21 protein-coding genes are annotated in these 22,060 nt (G+C 71.2%); 10 read left to right on the top strand and 11 right to left on the bottom strand.

What is annotated here, in order from left to right:
• Positions 1–2: 2 nt before the first annotated feature.
• Positions 3–734 (bottom strand): hypothetical protein, encoded by a 732-nt coding sequence (locus ACIRRY_RS20495; RefSeq protein ID WP_403974527.1) that lies wholly within the window; start codon positions 732–734, stop codon positions 3–5.
• Positions 734–2,056, bottom strand: coding sequence for a phenylacetate--CoA ligase family protein (locus ACIRRY_RS20500; RefSeq protein ID WP_403974529.1), 1,323 nt, complete (start codon positions 2,054–2,056; stop codon positions 734–736). The genes ACIRRY_RS20495 and ACIRRY_RS20500 overlap by 1 nt, the downstream gene beginning before the upstream one ends.
• 185 nt (positions 2,057–2,241) lie before the next feature.
• On the opposite strand from ACIRRY_RS20500, the gene ACIRRY_RS20505 reads away from it, so the two are divergent.
• The 6 genes from ACIRRY_RS20505 (at position 2,242) to ACIRRY_RS20530 (ending at position 9,160) form a co-directional block, all read left to right on the top strand.
• On the top strand, positions 2,242–3,003 hold the full coding sequence (locus ACIRRY_RS20505; protein WP_403974608.1) for an electron transfer flavoprotein subunit beta/FixA family protein: 762 nt from the start codon (positions 2,242–2,244) through the stop codon (positions 3,001–3,003).
• A 22-nt stretch (positions 3,004–3,025) separates the two neighbouring features.
• Entirely contained in the window at positions 3,026–3,991 is a 966-nt protein-coding gene (locus tag ACIRRY_RS20510) for an electron transfer flavoprotein subunit alpha/FixB family protein (RefSeq protein ID WP_403974532.1), read from the top strand.
• An 85-nt stretch (positions 3,992–4,076) separates the two neighbouring features.
• Entirely contained in the window at positions 4,077–5,156 is a 1,080-nt protein-coding gene (locus ACIRRY_RS20515; protein ID WP_403974535.1) for an amidohydrolase family protein, read from the top strand.
• A 14-nt stretch (positions 5,157–5,170) separates the two neighbouring features.
• On the top strand, positions 5,171–7,588 hold the full coding sequence (locus ACIRRY_RS20520) for a GNAT family N-acetyltransferase (protein WP_403974537.1): 2,418 nt from the start codon (positions 5,171–5,173) through the stop codon (positions 7,586–7,588).
• Entirely contained in the window at positions 7,585–8,559 is a 975-nt protein-coding gene (locus ACIRRY_RS20525; RefSeq protein WP_403974540.1) for an LLM class flavin-dependent oxidoreductase, read from the top strand. The genes ACIRRY_RS20520 and ACIRRY_RS20525 overlap by 4 nt, the downstream gene beginning before the upstream one ends.
• Before the next feature lie 64 nt (positions 8,560–8,623).
• Positions 8,624–9,160 (top strand): PaaI family thioesterase, encoded by a 537-nt coding sequence (locus tag ACIRRY_RS20530; protein WP_403974542.1) that lies wholly within the window; start codon positions 8,624–8,626, stop codon positions 9,158–9,160.
• Here the strand turns inward: ACIRRY_RS20530 and ACIRRY_RS20535 are convergent.
• Entirely contained in the window at positions 9,154–10,305 is a 1,152-nt protein-coding gene (locus ACIRRY_RS20535; protein ID WP_403974544.1) for an acyl-CoA dehydrogenase family protein, read from the bottom strand. The two genes, ACIRRY_RS20530 and ACIRRY_RS20535, sit on opposite strands and share 7 nt — an antisense overlap.
• A gap of 183 nt (positions 10,306–10,488) precedes the next feature.
• Here ACIRRY_RS20535 and ACIRRY_RS20540 point away from each other — a divergent pair, with 183 nt between their 5' ends.
• Entirely contained in the window at positions 10,489–11,739 is a 1,251-nt protein-coding gene (locus tag ACIRRY_RS20540; RefSeq protein ID WP_403974547.1) for an acyltransferase family protein, read from the top strand.
• A gap of 156 nt (positions 11,740–11,895) precedes the next feature.
• Here ACIRRY_RS20540 and ACIRRY_RS20545 read toward each other — a convergent pair whose 3' ends face one another.
• The gene (locus ACIRRY_RS20545; protein ID WP_403974549.1) at positions 11,896–14,529 is read right to left on the bottom strand and encodes an alpha-L-rhamnosidase C-terminal domain-containing protein; all 2,634 of its coding nucleotides are present in this window, start codon (positions 14,527–14,529) and stop codon (positions 11,896–11,898) included.
• A gap of 202 nt (positions 14,530–14,731) precedes the next feature.
• On the opposite strand from ACIRRY_RS20545, the gene ACIRRY_RS20550 reads away from it, so the two are divergent.
• Complete coding sequence (locus ACIRRY_RS20550; protein WP_403974551.1) at positions 14,732–14,995, top strand: hypothetical protein; 264 nt, start codon at positions 14,732–14,734, stop codon at positions 14,993–14,995.
• A 20-nt stretch (positions 14,996–15,015) separates the two neighbouring features.
• Positions 15,016–15,585, top strand: coding sequence for a GNAT family N-acetyltransferase (locus ACIRRY_RS20555; RefSeq protein WP_403974553.1), 570 nt, complete (start codon positions 15,016–15,018; stop codon positions 15,583–15,585).
• Here ACIRRY_RS20555 and ACIRRY_RS20560 read toward each other — a convergent pair.
• The 5 genes from ACIRRY_RS20560 to ACIRRY_RS20580 all read right to left on the bottom strand — a co-directional run bounded on the left by ACIRRY_RS20560 (position 15,518) and on the right by ACIRRY_RS20580 (position 19,436).
• The gene (locus ACIRRY_RS20560) at positions 15,518–16,588 is read right to left on the bottom strand and encodes a P1 family peptidase (RefSeq protein ID WP_403974554.1); all 1,071 of its coding nucleotides are present in this window, start codon (positions 16,586–16,588) and stop codon (positions 15,518–15,520) included. The two genes, ACIRRY_RS20555 and ACIRRY_RS20560, sit on opposite strands and share 68 nt — an antisense overlap.
• 65 nt (positions 16,589–16,653) lie before the next feature.
• On the bottom strand, positions 16,654–17,652 hold the full coding sequence (gene gap, locus ACIRRY_RS20565; RefSeq protein WP_403974556.1) for a type I glyceraldehyde-3-phosphate dehydrogenase: 999 nt from the start codon (positions 17,650–17,652) through the stop codon (positions 16,654–16,656).
• Between the two features lie 151 nt (positions 17,653–17,803).
• On the bottom strand, positions 17,804–18,760 hold the full coding sequence (locus ACIRRY_RS20570; protein WP_403974558.1) for a GlxA family transcriptional regulator: 957 nt from the start codon (positions 18,758–18,760) through the stop codon (positions 17,804–17,806).
• A gap of 62 nt (positions 18,761–18,822) precedes the next feature.
• Positions 18,823–19,200 (bottom strand): toxin Doc, encoded by a 378-nt coding sequence (locus ACIRRY_RS20575; protein ID WP_403974559.1) that lies wholly within the window; start codon positions 19,198–19,200, stop codon positions 18,823–18,825.
• Positions 19,200–19,436, bottom strand: a complete 237-nt coding sequence (locus tag ACIRRY_RS20580; protein WP_403974560.1) for a hypothetical protein — start codon at positions 19,434–19,436, stop codon at positions 19,200–19,202. Before ACIRRY_RS20580 ends, ACIRRY_RS20575 begins: the two co-directional genes overlap by 1 nt.
• Positions 19,437–19,518: 82 nt before the next feature.
• Here ACIRRY_RS20580 and ACIRRY_RS20585 point away from each other — a divergent pair, with 82 nt between their 5' ends.
• Positions 19,519–20,298, top strand: a complete 780-nt coding sequence (locus tag ACIRRY_RS20585; protein ID WP_403974562.1) for an SDR family NAD(P)-dependent oxidoreductase — start codon at positions 19,519–19,521, stop codon at positions 20,296–20,298.
• Positions 20,299–20,347: 49 nt separating this feature from the next.
• On the opposite strand, the gene ACIRRY_RS20590 is transcribed toward ACIRRY_RS20585, so the two are convergent.
• Together ACIRRY_RS20590 and ACIRRY_RS20595 are read right to left on the bottom strand one after the other, a co-directional pair.
• The gene (locus ACIRRY_RS20590) at positions 20,348–21,163 is read right to left on the bottom strand and encodes an ABC transporter ATP-binding protein (RefSeq protein WP_403974564.1); all 816 of its coding nucleotides are present in this window, start codon (positions 21,161–21,163) and stop codon (positions 20,348–20,350) included.
• Positions 21,160–22,060, bottom strand: a 901-nt coding sequence (locus ACIRRY_RS20595) for a FecCD family ABC transporter permease (RefSeq protein WP_403974566.1), incomplete at its 5' end; no start/stop codon positions are given. The genes ACIRRY_RS20590 and ACIRRY_RS20595, both read right to left, overlap by 4 nt.

Genomic DNA, 22,060 nt, shown 5'->3' on the forward strand with positions numbered 1-22,060 from the left:
CCTCAACTCCTTGCTGACGAAGAATAGTTGGCCTCGGCGAACAGGACCCGTGGGTCCTCGCTGCCGCAGGCGCAGCGGCCGGTGAGCACGTGTCCGGCGATGCCGAGCGGGGTCTCCGGCAGCGGTGAGACGCGCTCCTCCCCCGCCGCCACGAACAGGTGTCCGTCCCGCACGCCGACCCGCCATTCGGCGGCGTTGACATGCGCGCCACCGCGCTCGGGACACTCCAGGGCGAGCGCCGGTCCCACGGCCGTGATCACGGCGGCGGACACGCCCACCCCGTGCAGCATCGGTATCGCGGCGGGCCGGGCCAGCACGAGGGGCGTCGTCCGGAACATCTCCCCGACGTCGGCGCTACCCGCCAGACCTTCCAGAGTCTCCGCCGAGAGGCCGATGACCGCGTGCGGGGCGAGTTCGCGGTGGAAGACGGCGGTCCTTCGGTGGTCCCAGCCCATCGCCTCGGCGATGCCGTACGGCACCTTCAGCGCGCGCAGGGCGCCGATCACGGCGTGGCCCCAGAAGCCCTCGAAGCCGGAGGTGGTCAGCAGCGCCCGCTGTCCGGCGGCGAGGCCGTGGTCCCGCAGCCGGGCGGTGACCCAGGCGGTGTCGCGGGCGAGTTCCGCCCAGGTCAGTTCCATGTCCCGGCTGCCGTCGGGGGTGGGGAAGCGTACAAGATAGGCGAGCGGGGGCCGGTCCAGGGTCCGGGCGCGGGCGAGGGTGTCGGCGCGGGCCATCAACTCTTCACCACCCGGGGGAACTTGGCGACGCTGGTCATGGTCTTCAACAGGTCCTCCTCGGTGCGCATGTCGAGCACCGGCTTGACGCCGGTCCGTTCGCGCACGGCCTCGCTCAGGCGTCCGGCCAGGGCGTCGACGTCGTCGGTGAGACGGGGGTCGTAGCCGACGCGCAGCCGTAGTTCGTCGACCTCGCGGCGGTCGCGGACGATCTGGAAGACGCCCGCGACGGTCTCCGGCTGGTCCTCGACGGCCTGCCAGATGTCGCGCAGGACCACGGAACGGCCGTGGACCAGCGTCTCGTCGCCGCGCCTTCCGGCGACCCACATCCGGGCGTGGGTGCGCCCGCAGCCGCAGCGGTCCCGGGACAGCCGGACGAGATCCTCGCTGCGGTATCGGATCAGGGGCGCGGCGCGGTTGTCCAGGTCGGTGGCGACGAGTTCGCCGAGGTCGCCCTCGGCCGCGTCGCGCCAGCCGTGCTCGTCGACCTCGACGCACTCCGCGAAGACGGTGTCCTCCCAGAGGTGGAAGCCGTCGTGTTCGCGGCACTCCCAGGCGGTGCCGGTGTCGGCGGCGCTGGTGTACTCGTAGACGTCGATGCCCCAGTCCTCGCGGATCCGCTCGCGCATCTTGCGGCTGAGGGGCTGTCCGGCGCAGGAGGCTCCCTTGAGGGAGGAGAAGGCCTCCTTGAGGTCGGTCGTGGCGGCCAGGTGCTCCAGCTCGACCATCTGCGGATACATCATCTGGAGGTAGGCCGGGCGGTAGGTGCGCAGGGCCTCGACGACCTCGTCCATCCTGCCGAGCCAGGTGTCCACCTCGATGACCACGGCACCGAGCGCCTGGTAGCCGGGGTCCATCAGGTTGCGGAAGGTGCCGGGCGGGCTCAGCACCCGGTCTCCGGGCCTGAGGCCGAGTTCCCACAGGTCCCGCACCTGTGCGGTGACCAGGGGTGGTGCGCCCTCCCAGATCTCGGCGAAGAACTCCGGGTCGCCCGTGGTGCCCGAGCTGGAGGAGACGGAGGTCAGCTCCTCGGTCGGGACGCAGAGCAGCCCGCCGAAGGGGTCTCCGGTGCCGGCCCGGTGGGCGCGCACCATGTCCTTCGTGATGAACGGGATCCGCGCCCGGAAGTCGTCCAGGGAGCGGACATCTCGCGGGTGGACCCCGTGCTCGTCCCAGAGCTGCCGGTAGAAGGCGGAGTTGGCGTAGGCGTACTCGACGAGTTCCACCACCCGCTCTTCCTGCCCTGCCCGCAACTGGTCCCGGGCCATGGTCTCCACCTGTGGCTCGAAGTACCTGTCCCCGGTGTCCGTGTCCCCGGCCATGACGCCTCCTCGCGGCTCAGCTGCCCAGATCTTCCAGCTAACAGCGCAATCAGTCAACCAATTCGACGGATTGGCGCCGAACTCTCGCGCTCACCCGATCTATATAGTTAACTATTAGCACTCATTGAACCTCAGGAGGGCATCGTGGACATCCTCGGGAGAGCATCGTGAAGATCGTTGTCTGCGTGAAGCACGTGCCCGACGCCACGGCGGACCGCACCTTCACCGAGGACGGCACCATCGACCGCGCGGCGGTCGACTCACTGCTGTCCGAACTCGACGAGTACGCCGTCGAACAGGCCCTGCGGATCGCCGAGTCGGGCTCCGACGTCGAGGTCTCCTACCTCACCGTCGGCCCCGACGACGCGAAGGACGCCCTGCGCAAGGCCCTCGCCATGGGCGGGGACTCGGCGATCCACGTGGCCGACGAGGACATCGAGGGCAGCGACGTGTTCGCCACCTCGCTCGTCCTGGCCCGGGCGATCGAACGCCACGGTTTCGATCTCGTGCTGTGCGGGATGGCCTCGACGGACGGCGGCTCGGCGGTCGTACCGGCACTGCTGGCGGAGCGGCTCGGCGTCCCGGCCGTCACCCACGTCGAGGAACTGGCCATCGAGGACGGCACGGTGACCGGCCGCCGCGAAGGCGACTCCGCGACCGAACGCGTCCAGGGCGCCCTGCCGGCCGTCGTGTCGGTGACCGACCGTTCCGGCGACGCCCGCTACCCCTCCTTCAAGGGGATCATGGCCGCCAAGAAGAAGCCCCTGGAGACCCTCGACCTCGCCGACCTCGGCATCGACGCCGGACAGGTCGGCCGTACGGGCGCGAGGTCCGCGGTGGACACCGCCACCAGGCGTCCGCCGCGCACCAAGGGAGAGCTCGTCTCCGACGACGGGACGGGCGGCGTCGGGCTGGCCGCGTTCCTCACCGCCAAGAAGTTCGTCTGACCCACCCAAGGAGCACAGCACCGTGGCCGAGATCCTCGTACTCGTCGATCACACCGACGGCGTCGTCCGCAAGCCGACCCTCGAACTCCTCACCCTGGCACGCCGGTTGGGTGAGCCGTCGGCCGTCCTCCTCGGTACGGGCGCGGACACCGCGGCCGAGATCCTGGGCCGGTTCGGCGCGCACAAGGTGTACGTCGTGGACGCGCCCGAGGTCGAGGAGCTCCTCGTCACCCCGGCCGTCGACGCCCTCAACCAGATCGCCGAGAGCGGTGCCCCGGCGGCGATCCTGCTGCCGTCGAGCCCGGACGGCAAGGAGATCGCCGCACGTCTCGCGCTCCGGCTCGGGTCGGGGCTGATCACGGACGCCGTGGACATCACGGCGGGCGAGGACGGCCGCCCGGTCACCGAGCAGTCCGCGTTCGCGGCAACCTACCAGGTGACGGCTCACGTCACCCGGGGCACCCCGGTGATCACGGTGAAGCCGAACGCCGTCGCACCCGAACCCGCCCCTGTCACAGCGGAGTTGGAGAAGCTGGACGTCACCTTCGGCCCCACCTCCGCCGCCGTCAGGGTCCTGTCCCGCACGCCCCGCGAGCGCGGCGACCGCCCCGAACTGACCGAGGCGGACACCGTCGTCTCCGGCGGCCGGGGCGTGAACGGCGCCGAGAACTTCGCCCTCATCGAGCGCGTCGCCGACACCCTGGGCGCGGCGGTCGGGGCGTCCCGTGCCGCCGTCGACGCGGGCTGGTACCCGCACAGCCACCAGGTCGGCCAGACCGGCACCCAGGTCTCCCCGCAGCTCTACCTCGCCGCCGGGATCTCCGGGGCGATCCAGCACCGCGCGGGCATGCAGACCTCCAAGACCATCGTCGCCGTCAACAAGGACGCGGACGCCCCCATCTTCGAGCTGGCCGACTACGGCGTCGTAGGGGATCTCTTCCAGGTGCTCCCGCAGCTGGTGGCGGAGATCGAGCGGCGTCGGAGCTGATCTCCGCCCCCTCCCGGCCTTCCACCCGACGACCGATACCACTAAACTCGCTAACTGATTGCATCTATTGACCCGAAGGAGCGTCATGACGAAGATCTGGGTCAACTCCGGGGACTCCCATGTGATGGAACCCGACGACCTGTGGGTCCAGGCGCTGCCGCCGCGCCTCGCCGACCGGGCGCCGCGCAGTGAGCGCGGCGACAAGTACGAGGTGCTGTACATCGACGGCGAGCGCATCGACCGCCAGCTCAACGACTTCATGGACGCCATGCGACCGCCGGGCGCCCGCGACCTCCACGTCCGGCTGAAAGACCTGGACCAGGAGGGCGTCTGGGGTCAACTGGCCTTCCCCTCCATGGGGTTCTGGCTGGTCTCGATCACCGACCGGGAACTCGCCCGGGAGACCGTGCGGGCCTGGAACGACTGGGCGCACTCCGAGGTCCTCGGGAAGCAGAAGCGCATCATCACCCCCGCCTGTGTGTCGACCGCCGACGTCGAGGACGCGGTCGCCGAGGTCGAACGGGTCGCGGAGATGGGCTTCCAGTCGGTGTTCCTGCCGTGCCAGACCCGGCCGGGCGAGGAGTACGCCCTGGACCGCTGGGAACCGCTGTGGACGGCGGCCGAGCGGGCCGGGCTGGTGCTGGGCTTCCACATCGGCACGGGTGGCGAGAACGTCGTCTTCCGTGGGCCAGGCGGCGCGGTCGTCAACTACATGGAAACGACCTATCCGGGCATGCGCGTCGTGTCCCACATGGTCGCGGGCGGTGCCCTGGACCGGCACCCCGACCTGAAGATCCTCATCGCGGAGGGCGGCGCGGGCTGGGTGCCGGCCATCGGCGACCGGATGGACGAGGCCTACCGGCAGCACGGCATGTTCGTCAGGCCGAAGCTCGGCCGGCTGCCCAGCGAGATCATCCGGCAGCAGGTGTACGCCTCCTTCCAGCACGACAAGAGCTCGGTGGAGATCGTCGAGTCGACCGGCTACCGCAATGTGATGTGGGGCGACGACTACCCCCACCTCGAAGGTACCTACGGCCACACCCAGTCGACCCTGCACGACCTTTTCGACGGTGTGCCCGCGGACATCCGCGAGCGCGTCACCCGTGGCACCTTCGACGAGCTGTTCCACCTGCCCGAACAGAGTCCCCAGGAGGCGGCCGTCTGAGCGGCGACACCCCGATGAGCAGTCCGCCGTACCCCGAGGATCTGGAACGACCGGGCCTCGTGCGCACCGGCCGGTCGACCTTCGTCCGGCCCGTCCGGCCGGAGGACGCCGACCGCCTGGTCGCCTTCGTCGGCGGCCTGTCGCGGGCGACCCTGGCCTACCGCTCGCTCGGACCCGTGGTCCGCGCCCGCGACGACGTGATCCGGCGCGGCGCCCACGTGGACTACCTCAACGAACTGGCGCTGGTCGCCCTGGCCGGTGACGAGATCGCCGGTCTGGTGCGCTACGTCCGCGACCCCGAGGAACCGGAACACGCGGAGGTCACCTTCACCATCCGCGACGACCACCAGAGCGAGGGGTTCGGCAGGCTGCTCCTGGAGCACATCGCCGCTGCCGCCCGCGCCCGGGGCATCCGGGTCCTGGAGGCCGACGTCCTCGCGGACAACACCCGCATGATCAACGTGTTCCTCGGCTCCGGCTTCCGGGTCGAGTCAGGACCACCGGGCCAGATCGTCCACTTCGAGATCGCCGTCGACCCACAGGCCCAGGCGGTCGCCCGCGCGGAGCGCCGCGAGCACACAGCCGTACGACGCTCCCTGCGACCGCTCCTCGAACCGCGCTCGGTCGCGGTGATCGGCGCCAATCGCAGCCCCCTGACGATCGGCCACGAGATCGTGGCCAACCTGCTGCGGGGCGGTTTCGCCGGCTCCGTGTTCCCCGTCAATCCGCGGGCCGAGCGGATCGCCGGGGTCCGCGCGTACCCGAGCGTCCGGGGGCTGCCCGAGGTGCCGGACCTGGCGCTGGTCGCCGTACGGGCCGAGGCGGTGCCCGATGTCGTACGGGAGTGTGCGGAGGCCGGCGTCAAAGCGGTGGTCGTCGTCTCGACCGGCTTCGGGGAATCGGGGGTCGAAGGCCGGGCGGCCGAGCGGGAGTTGGCCCGCTTCGCCCGTGCCTCCGGGATGCGGCTGGTGGGCCCGAACTGCATGGGCGTGGTCAACACGACGCCCGCGGCCCGGCTGGCCGCGACCTTCTCCCCCGCGCTGCCGACGCCGGGCCGCGTCGCGATGTCCAGTCAGTCGGGGCCGCTCGGCCTCGCGGTGCTCGACTTCGCCCGACGGCTGCGGCTGGGCTTCTCCGGGTTCGTGTCGGTGGGCCACGCCGTGGACGTCTCCACCAACGACCTGCTCCAGTGGTGGGAGGAGGATCCCGAGACCTCGGTGATCCTGCTGCACGTCGAGACCTTCGGCAATCCACGCCGGTTCGCCCGCGTCGCCCGCCGGGTCGCGCCGCGCAAGCCGATCGTCGCGGTGCACCCGGGCCACGCGGACGCGGCCGTCGGTTCGCTCTTCGCCCAGTCCGGCGTCATCCGTACCCGCAGCCTCCAGGAACTCTTCGACGTCGCGCTCCTGCTCGCGCATCAGCCACCCCCACCGGGCAACCGCGTCGCCGTGATCACCAACGCGGGCGGTCCCGCCGCACTGACCGTCGGCGCGTGCGACGCGAGCGGACTGCGGGTGCCCCAACTCGCCGCACACACACGGCAGTCACTCCGTACGACCCTCTCGCCCCGCGCGGACGTCACCAACCCGGTGGACCTCACGCCCATGGCCACCGCAGCGCACTACCGGCAGGCGCTGGACGCCGTACTGGCCGACGACGGCATCGACGCGGCCGTAGTCCTCTTCATGCCCCCGCTCGCGGACAAGCCAGACGAGGTGGCCGCGGCGATCCTCGACGCCGCCGAGGCCGCGCCCTCGAAACCGGTGGTCGCGAGTTTCCTGGGCGGCGCGGGCGTCGCCGATCTCCTGCACCGGGGCCAACTCGTCGTACCGACCTACGCGTTCCCCGAGTCGGCGGCCGCCTCGCTCGGTCACGCCGCCGCCTACCAGACCTGGCGCAGCACCCCGGCGGGCGTCATACCGGACCTCGCGGGAATCGACACGGACCGGGCCCGCGCACTGGTCGCCGACCTCGCTCCCGGACCCGTGCCGGCGCGGATCGCCGCCGAGTTGCTGGACGCGTACGGCATCTCCGTGCGGGACACGGACTCCCGGGGCCCGGACGCGTTCCTCTCGGTGGGCGCGGACCCGGTGTTCGGCCCGGTGATCGCGTTCGGTCTCACCGGTGACTACGCCGACCTGATGGCGGACGTCGCCCACCGCGTCACCCCGCTCAGCGACCGCGACGCCCGCGAGATGATCCGCTCACTGCGGGCCGCCCCGCTGCTGGACGGCCGGGTGGGCGGCCCGGGGATAGACCTGGCGGCCCTCGAAGACACCGTGCTGCGGATCTCCGCGATGGTCGAGGACCTGCCCGAGATCGAGTCGATGGATCTTCGTCCGGTACGGCTGCTGCCGCCCGGGCACGGCGTCGCCGTCGCCCGCGCGACGATCCGGCTCGCCGACGACACAAGGAGAAGTGACCCCTCATGAAGGTCGGCATCTACTTCGACATGCGCAACCCCCCGCCCTGGCAACAGAGTTGGGCCCGCGTCTACGGCTTCGCGCTGGAGATGTGCGAGGAGGCGGACCGGCTCGGCATCGACTCGGTCTGGTTCTCCGAACACCACGGCTTCGAGGACGGATACCTCCCGCAGCCGCTCACCATGGCCGCCGCCGTCGCGGCCCGCACGAGCCGGATCCGGCTCGGCACCGCGGTCATCCCCGCACCCCTGCACGCGGCCCCCGAGATCGCCGAACAGGCCGCGCTCGTCGACATCATCAGCGACGGCCGCCTCGATCTGGGGCTCGGCACCGGCTACCGCGTACCCGAGTACCGGCTCTACGGCGGCGACCTGGCCAAGCGGTACTCCACGACGGACCAGCGGGTGCGGGAGATCCGCGGCCTCTGGTCCGAGTCCCTGGTGACCCCCGGCCCGGTCCAGGACCCGCTGCCGATCTGGCTCGGCTACCAGGGCCCGCAGGGAGCACGCCGGGCCGGACGGCTGGGCACCGGGCTGCTGTCCCTCAACCCGGCGCTGCTGGCGCCGTACCGGGAAGGACTCGCCGAGAGCGGCTACGACGTGTCGGCGGCGCGGATGCAGGGGTCGTTCACCACGTTCGTCACCGAGGACCCGGACGGCGACTGGCCGGTGGTCCGCAAGCACCTGGCGTACCAGTGGGACAGCTATCGCCGGTACATGGTCGAGGGGACCGATCAGCCCGCCCCCCGTCCCATCGACCCCGAGAAGTGGCGGGCGACGGGATTGCAGGCGACCGGCGTCGGTCAGTTCCTGTACGGCACCCCGCAGGACGTCGCCGAGGCCATCCGGGCATACGTGGCGGGGTTGCCGGTGGAAGGGGTGTTCCTGTGGGCCTCGCTGGCCGGGATGCCCGAGGAGATGGTCGCCCGCCAGGTCCAGCTCATCGCCGGGAAGCTGCGCCCGCTGCTTGCCGATGTCTGATTCGATGGCTGACCCCGTCTACGACCCGATCCCTGACCCGATCCCTGACCCGAGGAGAAGCAGCGTGACGACGACGACCGGCGGGGCCGCGACGCCCTCGGGGCACTGGGCAGGTGCCGACTTCCAGGACCCGCCCCGCACCCAAGGAGGTGTGGCGCTGTGCGGTGCGTGCCGCGTCGCCGGTTCCTGCCGTCTGGGTGTCGAGGGCGAACGGCTCGACGAGGACGGCGTGGCGGTCTTCGAACTCACCTGCCCCCGCGACCAGGAGGGCGGCCCGAATGTCGCGCACGGCGGCTGGACCGCGGCCGTGCTGGACGACTGTCTCGGTCATCTCCCGCTGCTGCACCGGGTGTTGAGCGTCACGGCGGAACTGAGCGTGAGCTTCGTGAAGCCCGTGCCGGTGGACCGGCCGCTGGAGGTCCGGGCCTGGGTCGAGCGGCGGGAGGGCCGGCGCTGGTACATCGCGGGCGAGATGGTGCTGCTGTCGAGTCGTGCCGTGCTGGCCCGGGCCTCCGGGATCTGGGTGACCCGCGACCAGGGCCACTTCGCGCGGCACGAGGAGTGGCTGGCCGGCCAGGAGGCCCGGGGCGCGGGTCAGTAGGACCGGAGTCCCATGCTCCGCGCGATCCCGTTGCGCTGGATCTGGCTGGTTCCGCCGGAGATCGTGGCCACGATCGACTCCCGGTAGCGGAAGCTCATCACGCTCTCGGTCGAGAAGCCGTGCCCGGCGCAGACCTGCATCCCGAGCCGGGCGGCGGCCACATACGTCTCGGACCCCTTCAGCTTGGCCATCGAGCCCTCCCGTGTGCACGGCCTGCCCTGCGCGAGCAGCCAGGCCGCGCGGTAGGCGAGCAGCCGGGCGGAGTCGATCTCGGTCTGAAGATCGGCCATGGCGTGGGCGAGAGCCTGGAAGTTCCCGATCGGACGGCCGAAGGCGTGCCGGGTGCGGGAGTACTCCAGCATCTCGTCCAGGGTGGCCTGCGCGGCGCCCAGATATCCCCCGGTGATGATCACCTTCTCCAGTTCGATGTTGGAGAGCATGACCTTCCAGCCCTCGTCTCGCGGGCCGACGAGGTTCTCCTTCGGGACCAGCGCGTCGTTGAAGAAGACCTCGTTGGTGCCGAGGATGTGCCGGGCCAGTGTCGGCGTCCGGCGCACCTCGACGCCCTCCGTGGCGGGATCGACGAGCAGCAGGCTGATGCCGCCGTGCTTGGGCTCGCGGGGTCCGGTGCGCACGTAGGTCGCGATGGTCGTGTCGGGCAGTCCGCCGCCGGTGCACCACGCCTTCTGGCCCCGGACGAGGAACTGGTCCCCGTGATCCTCGGCGGTGGTGCGCAGGGCCGCGGCGTCGGATCCGCTGTCCGGCTCGCTGAGGCCGACGGCGAGGCGGTGGCGCCCGGTCATCACCTGCTCGCGGATGAAGTCGCGCTGTGCCTCGTCGCCCCACCGGAACACGGTGATCCCCGGGATGAGCACCCCGATGTAGCACATGGCGACGTCGAAACTGGACCGCCCCAACTCCTCGGCGATCAGGATGAGTTCGAGCGGGCTGCCGCCGTCGCCGCCCTCCTCCTCACTGAACGGGAGGGAGAACCAGCCCAGATCGGCCATCCCGCGGAACAGCTCGGGCGGTACGACGCCCTCCTCGTCCCACTGCTTGGCCTTCTCGGCCGGACACACGTCGGCGACGAACTGCCGTGCCGTCGCGCGCAACAGGTCCTGCTCGTCGGTCAGCCCGAAGTCCACGGCCACTCCTCGACAGCACTAGGCTATTCATCTAGCTAATTATTCTATGTTAGCGGATAGAGCGGTCCGGCTGGAATACGGCTCACGCCACGCCGCCGTTCCTCGGGGCCGGAAAGCGGCGCAAACCTGAGGGGAACATGAGAATTTGTGTGATCCCGGCTCGGCTGGGCAGACGCCGCGGTTATGAGCACCCTCCAACGCAGCACGGCAGAAGAGGCCACGGAGCAGCGCCCTGATGTGGGTGCGGCGCCGCCGCACGTCCCCTTGTCCGCGGGGCGGGGCAGAGGCGCCGGACGGGGCTTCGCGTCGGCGCTGCGTGGTGGTGGGCGGGTGTCGGGGCTGGACGGGCTGCGGACGGTCGCGGTGGTGCTGGTGATCGTCTACCACGTGGAGCCGGACCTGGTGCCCGGCGGCTCGGTGGGCGTGGACGTGTTCTTCACGATCAGCGGTTTCGTCATCACCCGGCTGCTGGTGCGCGAGTACGCCCGCACCGGTGGCATCGGGCTGTGGTCGTTCTACCGGCGGCGGTGGCTGCGGCTGATGCCGGCCCTGCTGGTGATGTGCGCGGTCACCGCCCTGCTGTCCGTGACGTTCGCGCTGCCGCTGTTCCAAGGAGCGTGGGTGGCGGCGGCGCTGGCCGCGGGCTCGGTGGTCAATCTCGTCCGGGCCGCGGACGCCGGAACGTACTCGGATCTCACCGCGCCGCTCAGCCACACCTGGTCCCTGGGAGTGGAGGAGCAGTTCTACCTCGCCTGGCCGCTCCTGCTGCTCGCCCTGCTGCGGCATGTGAGGGCGCGGGCGGTGCTGGCCTGCGTCGCGGTGCTGTGCGTCCTGCCGGTGGTCTGGCGCACGGTGCTCTGGGATCCCTCGGCCGCACACCGCATCTACAACGGCCCCGACACCCGCGCCGACCAGCTCCTCATCGGCGCGCTGCTGGCCCTCGTCCTGGCCCGGCTCCGCGCCGACGACCCCCGCCTGGCAGCGCTGCGCCGGTGGGCGGGTCGTCTTTGCCTGCCCGCGCTCACGCTGTTGGGGCTGATCGCCTGGCAGATCCCGATCACCGAGGTCAGCGGCTGGAACCCCGTCTGGTACACGGTCGGGTTCCTGGTCGCCGCCGTGCTGACGGCCTGTGTGGTGGCCGCCCTCGAACTGTGCCCCGAGTCCCTGCCCTCGCGTCTGCTGTCGCTGTCCACGCCGGTCTGGATCGGACGCAACCTCAGCTACGGCATGTACCTGTGGCACTACCCGGTCATCCGGCTGCTGCACGATCTCGGTGTGCGGGGCGACCAGTTGCTCCCCGCCGGCCTCGCGGCCACCCTCGCCGCCGCCCTCGCCTCGTACGCCCTCGTCGAACGGCCCCTGGCCCGCCGCGCCCGGCACCGAGTGCGCCGACTGGAGCCGGTCGTCGTGCCGGAACGCTCACCGGCACTCTGATCCGTACCGCGTGCCACGAGTCCGCACCCGCGTGCCGGACCGGATGCACGACACCCGCCCCAACCGGCCGACGGCGAGGCCCCGATCGCCCGCCCGCTCGTTCCGCCGTCCGGTGCCGCGCTCGCGCGGCACCGGACAACATCCCTCCGTACGGCGTCAGTTGCCGCGCCGCTCGCTCACGAAACTGTGCTCGCCCGGGCCCAGGCCCGACACGGTGACCGTGCCGTCGACCACACTCACGTCGCGGGTCGACGCGCGACGCCCGTCCCAGAGCGTCCGCTTGCCGACGCTCACACGTTGCCCGCGCGCGTCGCCGGGGAGGGCGACCGAACCCTGCGTATGCCCGGGCACATGGACGGTGAGGCGGAAGGCGCGCTCACCGTTCTCCCACTCGACGCCCAAGGGGCCGTGCGGGGTGGGGAGTCGGCCCGTCGCCCAGTCGACACCACCGGGCCGCGGGCGCACCTCCCAGGTGGCGTATCCGGGCGAGGTCGGCCGGGCGCCCAGCAGGTTGTTGGTCAGGGCGGGCAGCACACCGGTGGACCAGCCGTGGGCCATGCTGGTGTAGGCGCCCTCGTAGAGGGAACCGCCCGGGCCGATGCCTTCCCAGTTGGTGATGCCGGGATCGTTCTGGTCCATCCAGCCGTACGTACGGCGGATCTGGTCGAGCGCCGACTCGGCCTGACCGGCCAGGAAGCGGGCCTCAATCTCCGGGTAGGAGGTGAAGGCGTACACCCGCTGGGAGGCCTGGTCGAAGATGGTGTCGTTGTCCATGAAGGCGTTCCCGTACGGCCGCTTCGTGGTCGCGTCGAGATGGGCGAGCGCCGATGCGGCGCGGTCGGCGCCGGCGATGCCGGTGACAACGGCGAGGGAGTTGCCGTCCTGTGCGTGCCGTACCGCGCCGGTCGAGGAGTCCAGATAGGCGCCCGAACTCGCGTCCCACAGCAGCGAGTTGACGGCCTGCGCGACCGTGTCGGCCCGTGTGCTCCAGCGCGCGGCATCGGCCTTCTGCCCCAGCAGGCGGGCCAACTGGGCGGCGTTCTGGAGGGCTTGGACGTAGAGCGCGTTGTAGTAGGTGACACGGCCGGTGCGGCCGAGGAACGCGTAGTCGCCGTATCCGCCGGTGCCGTTGAGGCCCTTGCTCAGCAGGCCCGCGTCGTCCGTGACGCTCGGGTACCAGGTGTCCAGGACCTTCAGCAGGGTGGGGTAGTAGCGCGTCGCGTACTGACGGTCCCCGGTGTAGAGGACGTAGTCCCAGCTGCAAGTGACCCAGTACAGCGGATAGTCGAAGAGCGGCAGGGTGTAGTTGCCGATGGAGGCGGGTGGTATCCAGCCGTCGGCGCGCTGGTGGTCGGCGAGGTCGGCCAGGACGTTGCGGGCCGCGGCGGCGGCGTCGTCGTGGGTCAGGTAGAGGGTGCGCGCGGAGACGGCGAGGTCGCCGACGTACGGGTCGCGGTCGCGCTTGGCACCGTCCTGGAGGACCAACTTCCCTTCCAGCGTGGCGCTCCACGCGTTGCGGGGGTCGACGTCGTCCTGACGGAAGGTGTCGGTGACGAGTTCGTTGGTGTACGCGGCGCCGTACCAGTAACGATTCAACTCGTCGTCGGAGCACAGGAACCAGCCGCGGTAGGTGCTCGGTGTGCCCACGTACGCGGTGAACTGAAGGGCCACGGAGTCGATTTCGACCGTGCCCCAGGGCTGCGCGGCGGGGCTGTCCGTGGCGAGCGCGTCGAGGCTGATCTTCAGGTAGCGGAATCCGTGCAGGCCGTCGGCGAAGACCTTGTCGCCGGCCTGGAAGCCTTTGTGGTCGGTCCAGTTGGCGCCCTTCGCGGGGACGGCGAACTGGTCCGTGCCGCCTCCGGCGCCGCCCGCCTGGTCGGCGCGGGTGAAGTCCGAGCGGTCGGTGAGGAACTGGCGGGTCTCGGAGAACGCGACGCGTACGCCAGGGGAGTTGGCGGAGGCGGAGGTGAACCGGATCTGCGGATATCCGACCACGACCTTGCCGAAGTCCACGGTGACACTCGGTACCGGGATCGGCTCGACGGGCGCGGGCCAGACCTCGTTGACCCGGGTGAAGTCGCCGTGCGAGGTGTCCTGCGCGTTCGTCACGGTGACGCGCACACGATCGGTACTGGCCTTGTCCGCGAACGGAACGGCCTTCTGCACCGCGCTGTTGCCCGCGACCGTGGCGGCGGTGTGCCAGTCGCCGTCACGCCACACGTCGACGGTGTAGTCGGTCGGCACGCCGTCGCTGTTGGAGATCACGGTGATGCCCGACAGGGACGTGACCTGCGGCAGCGTGATGGTGAGGACGTCGGGGAACGCCCCCAGCGTGTCGTCGTTCCAGAAGGTGTCCGGGTTGCCGTCGATCGCGTTGGAGGCGTCGTAGGTGCGCGGCTGTCCGTCGTTCCCGTTGTTGCCGGCGTGCGCCGACGAGGCCTCGGCCGTGGTGCCGGCGGGCCAGGTCGGCGCCGCCACGGGCTGCGGACGGCGCAGGACGGATCTGGCGCCGCCGGGCTTGAGCAGCGCGTCGGGGTTCTTCACGTCCCCGCTCGACGAGGTGATCCGCACCGGGCGGACCGTGCGCGAGGACGGGCCCTGGACGTAGCGGTGCCAGCCGCCGGGACGACGGGAGGGGCTGCCGGTGGAGGAAGCGGAGGCCTGCTCGGCGGGGACCGCCGCCGAGGGGAGTGCGGTGGAGAGGGACACCGCGGTGAGCCCGACGGTGCTCGCCGCGGCCAGAGCTGTGCGACGGGAAATGCCTTTGTCCGGCGTGCTGTTCGAGGCCATGCTGTCCCCTTGCGCGGCAGTGGATTGAATCGTTTCAGTCGGCAGCTGCGTGGTGACGGTATCTCGAACACCGGATGCCCGTACAGCGTTGGGACAGAAGTCATGGCGGTCGGGACGGGGGATTCCCCGGAAAACCGTCCCTGGCGTTCCTTACGACCTCAGGCGGATGTGGCGCAAGGGGCTGGAGGCTTCAATGGCGCACATGCCCAACGAAGTTGAATGCCCCCAGTGTCAGCACACCTTCGATTCCGGCGAGGTCCCACCGGTCGATCCCGGCGTGGTGCGCTGGTTGACCGAGGAGCTGACCTGGTCCGGCCAGGAGCCCACCGAGCGCATGTACTCGGACTATCTGTACTCGGCCGGCGACGCTCCCGTCTCCCGTCACCGCTTCGTCCAGGACCTCGCCTACCTCGGCGTCCCGGAGACACGGGACGCGGACGGCACCTGCTTCCTCACCAGAAAGTGACGGCGGGACGGAGACGGCCGATGCCCGAACTGCAGCGCCTGCGCGCCGACCACGCCCCGGCGGTCCTGGCCTTCGAGCTGGCGAACCGCGCCTGGTTCACCGCCTCGATCTCCGACCGCGGCGACGACTACTTCGCCGAGTTCGCCGCGCGCCACGAAGCCTTGCTCGCCGAACAGGAGGCGGGCGTCTGCGCCTTCTACGTCCTCGTGGCCGAGGACGGCTCGGTCCTCGGCCGGTTCAATCTGTTCGACCTCACCGAGGATCACTCGGCGGACCTCGGCTACCGGGTCGCCCAGCACGTGGCCGGCCAGGGCGTGGCCACCGCGACCGTCGAGGAACTCTGCCGCCTGGCGGCCGAACGGCACGGCCTGCGCACGCTCAGAGCGGCCACCTCCCACACGAACATCGCGTCCCAAAAGGTGCTGACCAAGGCCGGTTTCACCCCGGTCGGCCCCGCCCACCCCTCCGACTTGGGCGGCAAGCAGGGCACTTGGTACGCGCGCGACCTCCAGTCCCCCGCGATCACCCCAACAGGGCAAGAAGCGACGCCGAGGGCAACGGATACCGAGTGTGCCCGCACGGACCCGTGACAGCGGTCGCCGTCAGCAACGAATTGAGCACCGCCTCCTCTACGGCGTCCAACACAGCGCCGAAGAGGAGGTCGAGCCCGGCGTCGGGCACCACCGTAGGCCCGGCGGGTGTGCCCAACGGGCGGGTGCCGAACGCGAGTCCGTAGTCGCCGCTGCCGTGGCCGTAACCGGCGCCGACCCGGGCCAGCGCGTAGACCGAGCGGCGGGCGAGCCGGGTCAACTGGCGGGCGTCCAGGGGCGCGTCGGTGGCGGTCACGATCATGCACGAGCCGGTCTCCGGGCCGGGAGGACCGGAATCCTCGGTGGGTACGCCCACGTCGACGGGAGCGACCGCACGGCCCGAAACCCGCAGCGTGCCACCGAAGTTGGCCTGCACCAGCACGCCGAGCGTCACCTCGCGGCCCGCGACCGGCACCCGGCGCGAAGAGGTGCCGATGCCGGCCTTGAAGCCGAGCGCGGTCATCCCGGTGCCCGCGCCCACCGACCCCTCGGCGACCGGTCCGGCGGACGCGGAGTCGAGTGCGGCACGGACGTGTTCCTCCCGGACCGGGCGCGACCGGATGTCGGACAGGAGCCCGTCGTTGCACTCCCCCACCACCGGATTCACGCTCCGTGCGGCGGCGCCCTCGGGCCGTTCCAGGATCCAGCCGACCAGGGCGTCCGCGACCCGGAAGGCGGAGAGGGTCGAGGTGAGCAGCACGGGGGTCTCGAGGGCGCCGAGTTCGGCGATCTGGGTGGTGCCGAGGAGCTTGCCGTAGCCGTTGCCCGCGAACACCCCGGCGGGCAACGGGCTGTCGGGGCCCACTCCTTCGGGCACGATCGCGGTGACGCCGCTGTGCACGCGCGGCGGGCGGATCAGTGTCGTGTGTCCGACGCGGATGCCGGGCACATCCGTGAGCGCGTTGTGCGTTCCGGTGGGCAAGTGACCGACGCCGAGCCCGAGTTGACGGGCCCGGCTCGGTGCGGTGGGCGTGATCGGCTCGGGGCCTGGCGACGTGGGCATGGCCGGACAGTACGGCACCTCACGTCCCGGTGACGCGCCGCGTCCCGGAGTCGCCCCGCGCTCGGTCAGCCCGCGGCGAGGAGTTCGAGTGTGTCGATCACCCGGTTGGAGAAGCCCCACTCGTTGTCGTACCAGGCGACGACCTTGACATGGCGGCCGTCGACACGCGTGAGGGCGGAGTCGAAGATCGACGAGGCCGGGTTGCCGGTGATGTCGGAGGAGACGAGCGCGTCCTCGGAGTACTCGAGGACGCCCGCGAGGGGACCCTCGGCCGCCGTGCGGTAGGCCGCCAGCACGTCCTCGCGGGTCACGTCGCGGGAGACGGTGGTGTTGAGTTCGACGATCGAGCCCACCGGTACGGGCACGCGGATCGAGTCGCCCGACAGCTTGCCGTCGAGGTTCGGCAGTACATGACCGATCGCCTTGGCGGCGCCCGTCGTGGTCGGCACGATATTGACGGCGGCGGCACGGGCGCGACGGGGATCGCGGTGCGGGCCGTCCTGGAGGTTCTGCTCCTGCGTGTAGGCGTGCACCGTGGTCATGAAGCCGTGCTCGATACCGGCGAGTTGGTCGAGCACCGCGGCGAGCGGTGCCAGCGCGTTGGTCGTGCAGGAGGCGTTCGAGACGATCGTGTGCGTGGCCGGGTCGTAGGCGTCGTTGTTGACCCCGAACGCGAGGGTGACGTCGGCGCCGTCCGAGGGGGCGCTGACGAGTACCTTCCGGGCGCCCGCGTCGAGGTGGGCGCGGGCGGCCTTGGCAGAGGTGAAACGGCCCGTGGCCTCAAGGACGAGGTCGACCTCCAGCTCGGTCCAGGGCAGGTCCGCCGGTTCGCGCTCGGCGAGCACCTTGATGCGCCGGCCGTCGACGACAAGGGTGTCCCCGTCGACGGTCACGGGGCGGCCGAGCCGGCCGGACGTCGTGTCGAAGGCGAGCAGGGGCGCCAGGGTGGCGGGCTCCGTCAGGTCGTTGACGGCGACGACCTCGAGGTCGCTGTCGCGTTCGAGCAGGGCGCGCAGCACATTGCGTCCGATGCGGCCGAATCCGTTGATGGCAATGCGAGTCATGAGTTAAGTCCCTTCGGTTCTCCACCAGGCTCGCGCGCGGGAGCCGTCGGGGACAGTGGCGTGATCGCCATGGTTCAAAAGGATTTCGCCACACCGTGGGAAACGGCGGAACTGCGTGGGAAACGGCGGAGCCATGTGGGAAACGGCGGAGCTATTCGCCCTGGGCGAAGGTGCGCCGGTACTCGCTCGGCGTCGTCCCGAGGAGCCGGTGGAAGTGCAGCCGGAGATTCGCGCCGGTGCCGAGACCGACATCGACGGCGATCTGCTCGACACCGCGCTCGGACCGTTCGAGGAGCTCGCGGGCCATGTCGACGCGGGCGCGCATGACCCACTGCATCGGGGTGTAGCCGGTCTCGTCGACGAAGCGGCGCGAGAACGTGCGCGGTGAGACGGCGGCCTGCCGGGCCAGTGTCTCCAGGGTGAGGGGCTCGCCGAGCCGGTGCAGCGCCCACTCGCGCGTGGCGGCGAACCGTTCGCCCAGCGGCTCGGGCACGGTGCGCGGCACGTACTGCGCCTGACCGCCGCTGCGGTAGGGGGCCGCGACCAGGCGCCGGGCCGCGTGGTTGGACGCGGCCACTCCGAGGTCGCCGCGCAGGATGTGCAGGCACAGGTCGATACCGGAGGCGGCGCCCGCCGAGGTCAGCACGCTGCCCTCGTCGACGAACAGGACGTTCTCGTCAACTTTGACGAGCGGGTACTTCGCCGCGAGCGCCCGTGTGTAGTGCCAGTGCGTCGTGGCGCGCCTGCCGTCGAGCAGCCCCGTGGCGGCGAGCGCGAAGGCGCCGGTCGAGATCGCGGCGAGCCGCGCGCCCCGGTCGTGCGCGGCGATCAGCGCGTCGAGGACGGCCTGCGGCGGGTCCTCCCGGTCCGGGAACCGGTAGCCGGGCAGGAACACGATGTCGGCCCAGGTCAGCGCGTCGAGACCGTCGGCGACGTGGTACGACAGCCCGTCGCCGCCGGTCACCAGCCCGGGCGCCGCACCGCACAGCCGCACCTCGTACGGCATGCTCGCCCGGGTCGTGAACACCTGCGCGGGGATGCCGACATCGAGCGGCTTGGCGCCTTCGAGCACGAGGACGGCGACGCGACGCAGACGGGCGGTGGACACGGACACAGCCTACGCAGGGCTACGGCCGCGTGTTCGCCGACGCGGTGCCGGCTCGGCGCAGGTCAGACCTTCCAGGACCGCAGCTGGTCGGCGACGGCGAGGACGCCGACACGGGTGTCGCGGATCTTGCGGACGAGGTCGGAGAGGGCGCCGTAGGGCGGGTCGATGCCTTCGCCGGACTGGCCCATGTACTGGGCGGCGACGAACGCGGCGTACAGGCTGTTCCGGTGCGGCAGCGGCTCCAGGCGCACGATGGTGTGCATGAGCGCGGCGGCCCGCCAGGCGGCGTCCGGGTCGGCCGCGGCGAGTGTCGGCAGCTTGGTCCTGTGCCGGGACACGGCGGCCACGAGCGCGGAGTAGTCGGATATCGACATGTCCTCGCGGCCGAGGGCGGCCTCCTGTACGTCGAGGAGCCAGGAGACGTCGATGTACAGGTGCATCAGGCGGCCGCGGCCCCGTCGCGCTCGGCGGGCGGCACCTCGTCGGGGAAGGCGTCGTCGAACTCGCCGCGCAAGCGCTCGGCCCACTCGGACGCGCCGGCGACGAACAGGCCGCGTTGCATCTCGCGGACGCCGAGGTCGTGCAGGTACTGCTTGAGGCTCTTCCCCTCGGCCGCGGCGGCGGCGCGCACTCCCTCGAGTTCCTCTTCGGTGAAGGACACATTCAGCGATGGCATGCAGCGATGGTACCTACTTGGTGCCACCGCTGCGAGGGGTCCGTCCTCGGGACCGTTCCCGGGTGGCGCCTAGGCTGCGGGAATGATCTCTCGCGACTATCTCTCCGAACTGTTCTCGCTGGACGGCCGGGTCGCCGTCGTGACGGGCGGCAGCTCCGGCATCGGCCGGGCCGTCGCCGGAGCCCTCGCGCGGGCGGGGGCCGCGGTGGTCGTAGTGGCACGCAAGGAGCGGGAACTGGCCGTCGTGGTCGACGAGTTGACGGCTGCGGGCTGCCGGGCGGCCTGGGTGCGCGGCGACCTGGGGACCCGGGACGGGGTGCGGGCGGCGGCGGAGGCCGCGGCCGAGGTGTTCGGGGAGCCGGACATTCTCGTGAACAGCGCGGGCATCAACCTGCGCCCACCGATGGGTGAGTTGAGCGAGGAGGTGTGGGACACCACGATGGCCCTGAACCTGGAGGCGCCCTACCTCCTGGGCCGGCGCTTCGGCCCCGGCATGGCCGAACGGGGCTTCGGCCGGATCATCCACATCACCTCCCAGCAGGCACACCGCGCGTTCGTGCAGAGCGGCGCCTACGGAGTCTCCAAGGGCGCGTTGGAGTCCCTGGCCCGCTCCCAGGCCGAGGCATGGTCGCCGCACGGTGTCACCTGCAACACCCTGGTCCCGGGCTTCGTACTGACCCCGCTCAACGAACGGCTGTCGTCCGATCCCGAGAAGGTGGCGGCACTGGCCGCACGCACCATGGTCGGCCGCAACGGCCTCGCCGAGGACTTCGCGGGCGCGGCGGTGTTCCTGGCGAGCCGCGCCTCCGCCTACGTCACCGGGCAGTCGGTGTTCGTGGACGGCGGGTTCTCCGTGCACTAGACCAACACCGGTTGCGACTGGGCCAGTTGCGGACATGAGCCACCCGCACCTACGACGTCCCGCTCCCCCGCCGCAGAAACCGGATCACGGGATGCCCGGGTTCATGGCCGACCTCCGCGTGGACGCCGTAGACGTCCTTGATGAGGGCCGGGGTGAGGACGTCGGTCGGGGTGCCCTCGGCCACCGTGCGGCCGGTGTTCAGGACGAGCAGGCGGTCGCAGTACATCGCGGCGAGGTTGAGGTCGTGCAGGGCGATCACGGTGGTGACCGGGAGGTCGGCGATCAGGTCGAGCAGGTCCAACTGGTGCTGGATGTCCAGGTGGTTGGTCGGCTCGTCGAGAAGGAGTTCGCGGGGTTCCTGGGCCAACGCGCGGGCGATCTGGGCGCGTTGGCGTTCGCCGCCGGAGAGGGTGTGCCAGGACTGCGTGGCGCGGTCGGTCAGCCCGGTGCGGTCGAGCGCCTCGGTGACGGCGCGGGCGTCTGCGGCCGACGCCGGTGACCAGGCGCGGCGGTGCGGGATGCGGCCGAGGGCGACGACCTCGCGGACGGTCAACTCGGTCTGGGTGTGGGTGTGTTGCTCAACTGCGGCGATACGGCGGGCGGTTGCGCGGCGTCCGACCTCGGGCAGTGGCCGCCCGTCCAGCGTCACCACGCCGGCGGAGGCGGGGAGGACCCCGGCGAGCAGCCGCAACAGCGTTGATTTTCCTGACCCGTTGGGGCCCAGCAGACCGACGGTCTCGCCCGGCCGCAGGACGAGGGTGACGCCGTCGACGATGAGCCGGCCGTCGGTGCGGCGGGCGACCCGGTCCGCGTGCAGGCCGGTGTCCGGTGCGGGGCTGCTCATGTCGTCTGCCGGGGCACTCATGCCTTCCTCCGGCCCCGGTGCAGCACGACGACGAACGCGGGCACGCCGATCAGCGACGTCACCACCCCCACCGGTACCTCCTGGGGATCGACGACGGTACGGGCGAGGGTGTCCACCCACACCAGGAAGACGGCTCCGGTCAGCGCGGTGACCGGCAGCAGTCGTACATGCCCGGAGCCCGTGAGTGCCCGCGTGACATGCGGCAGGACCAGACCCACGAAGCCGATCGCCCCGGCACAACTGACCAGGACCGCCGTGAGGAGCGCCGTCGCGCACAGCAGGATCAGCCGGGCGCGGGCCACGTTCACGCCGAGCCCGGCCGCCGCCTCCTCGCCGAAGGCGAACGCGTCCAGGGTGGTGGCATGGCCGAGGCACACGACCAGGACGACGGCCAACGCGCCCGTACACAGCAGCACTTGGCCCCAGTCGGCGCCGGAGAGCGAGCCGAGCAGCCAGAACAGCACGCCCTTGGTGGTCTCGGCGTCCGCCGACGTCAGCACCGTGAACGAGGTCAGCGCGGAGAAGAGCTGCATGGCGGCCACGCCGGACAGCACCACCCGGTCCATGCTCGCGCCGAGGCTGTGGCTGAGCAGCATCACCAGCCCGAAGGAGAGCAGGGCACCGACGAAGGCGCCCGCCGACAGCGACACGGCCCCGCCGCCCACACCGAGCACCACGACCGCCACCGCACCCGTGGACGCCCCGGAGGAGACACCGAGTACGAACGGATCCGCCAGCGGATTGCGCAGCAGCGACTGCATGACCGCGCCGCACAGCGCGAGCCCGGCCCCGCACACGGCGGCTAGGGCCTGTGTAGAGTTGTGATCTCGTGAGCCCCCGGCCTGGGAAAGTCGGGGGCCCTGGAGTAGAACGGTGGGGTGTCTCGACCTCAACTTT

It is taken from the genome of Streptomyces sp. NPDC101776, from assembly GCF_044766845.1.
Lineage (GTDB): Bacteria > Actinomycetota > Actinomycetes > Streptomycetales > Streptomycetaceae > Streptomyces.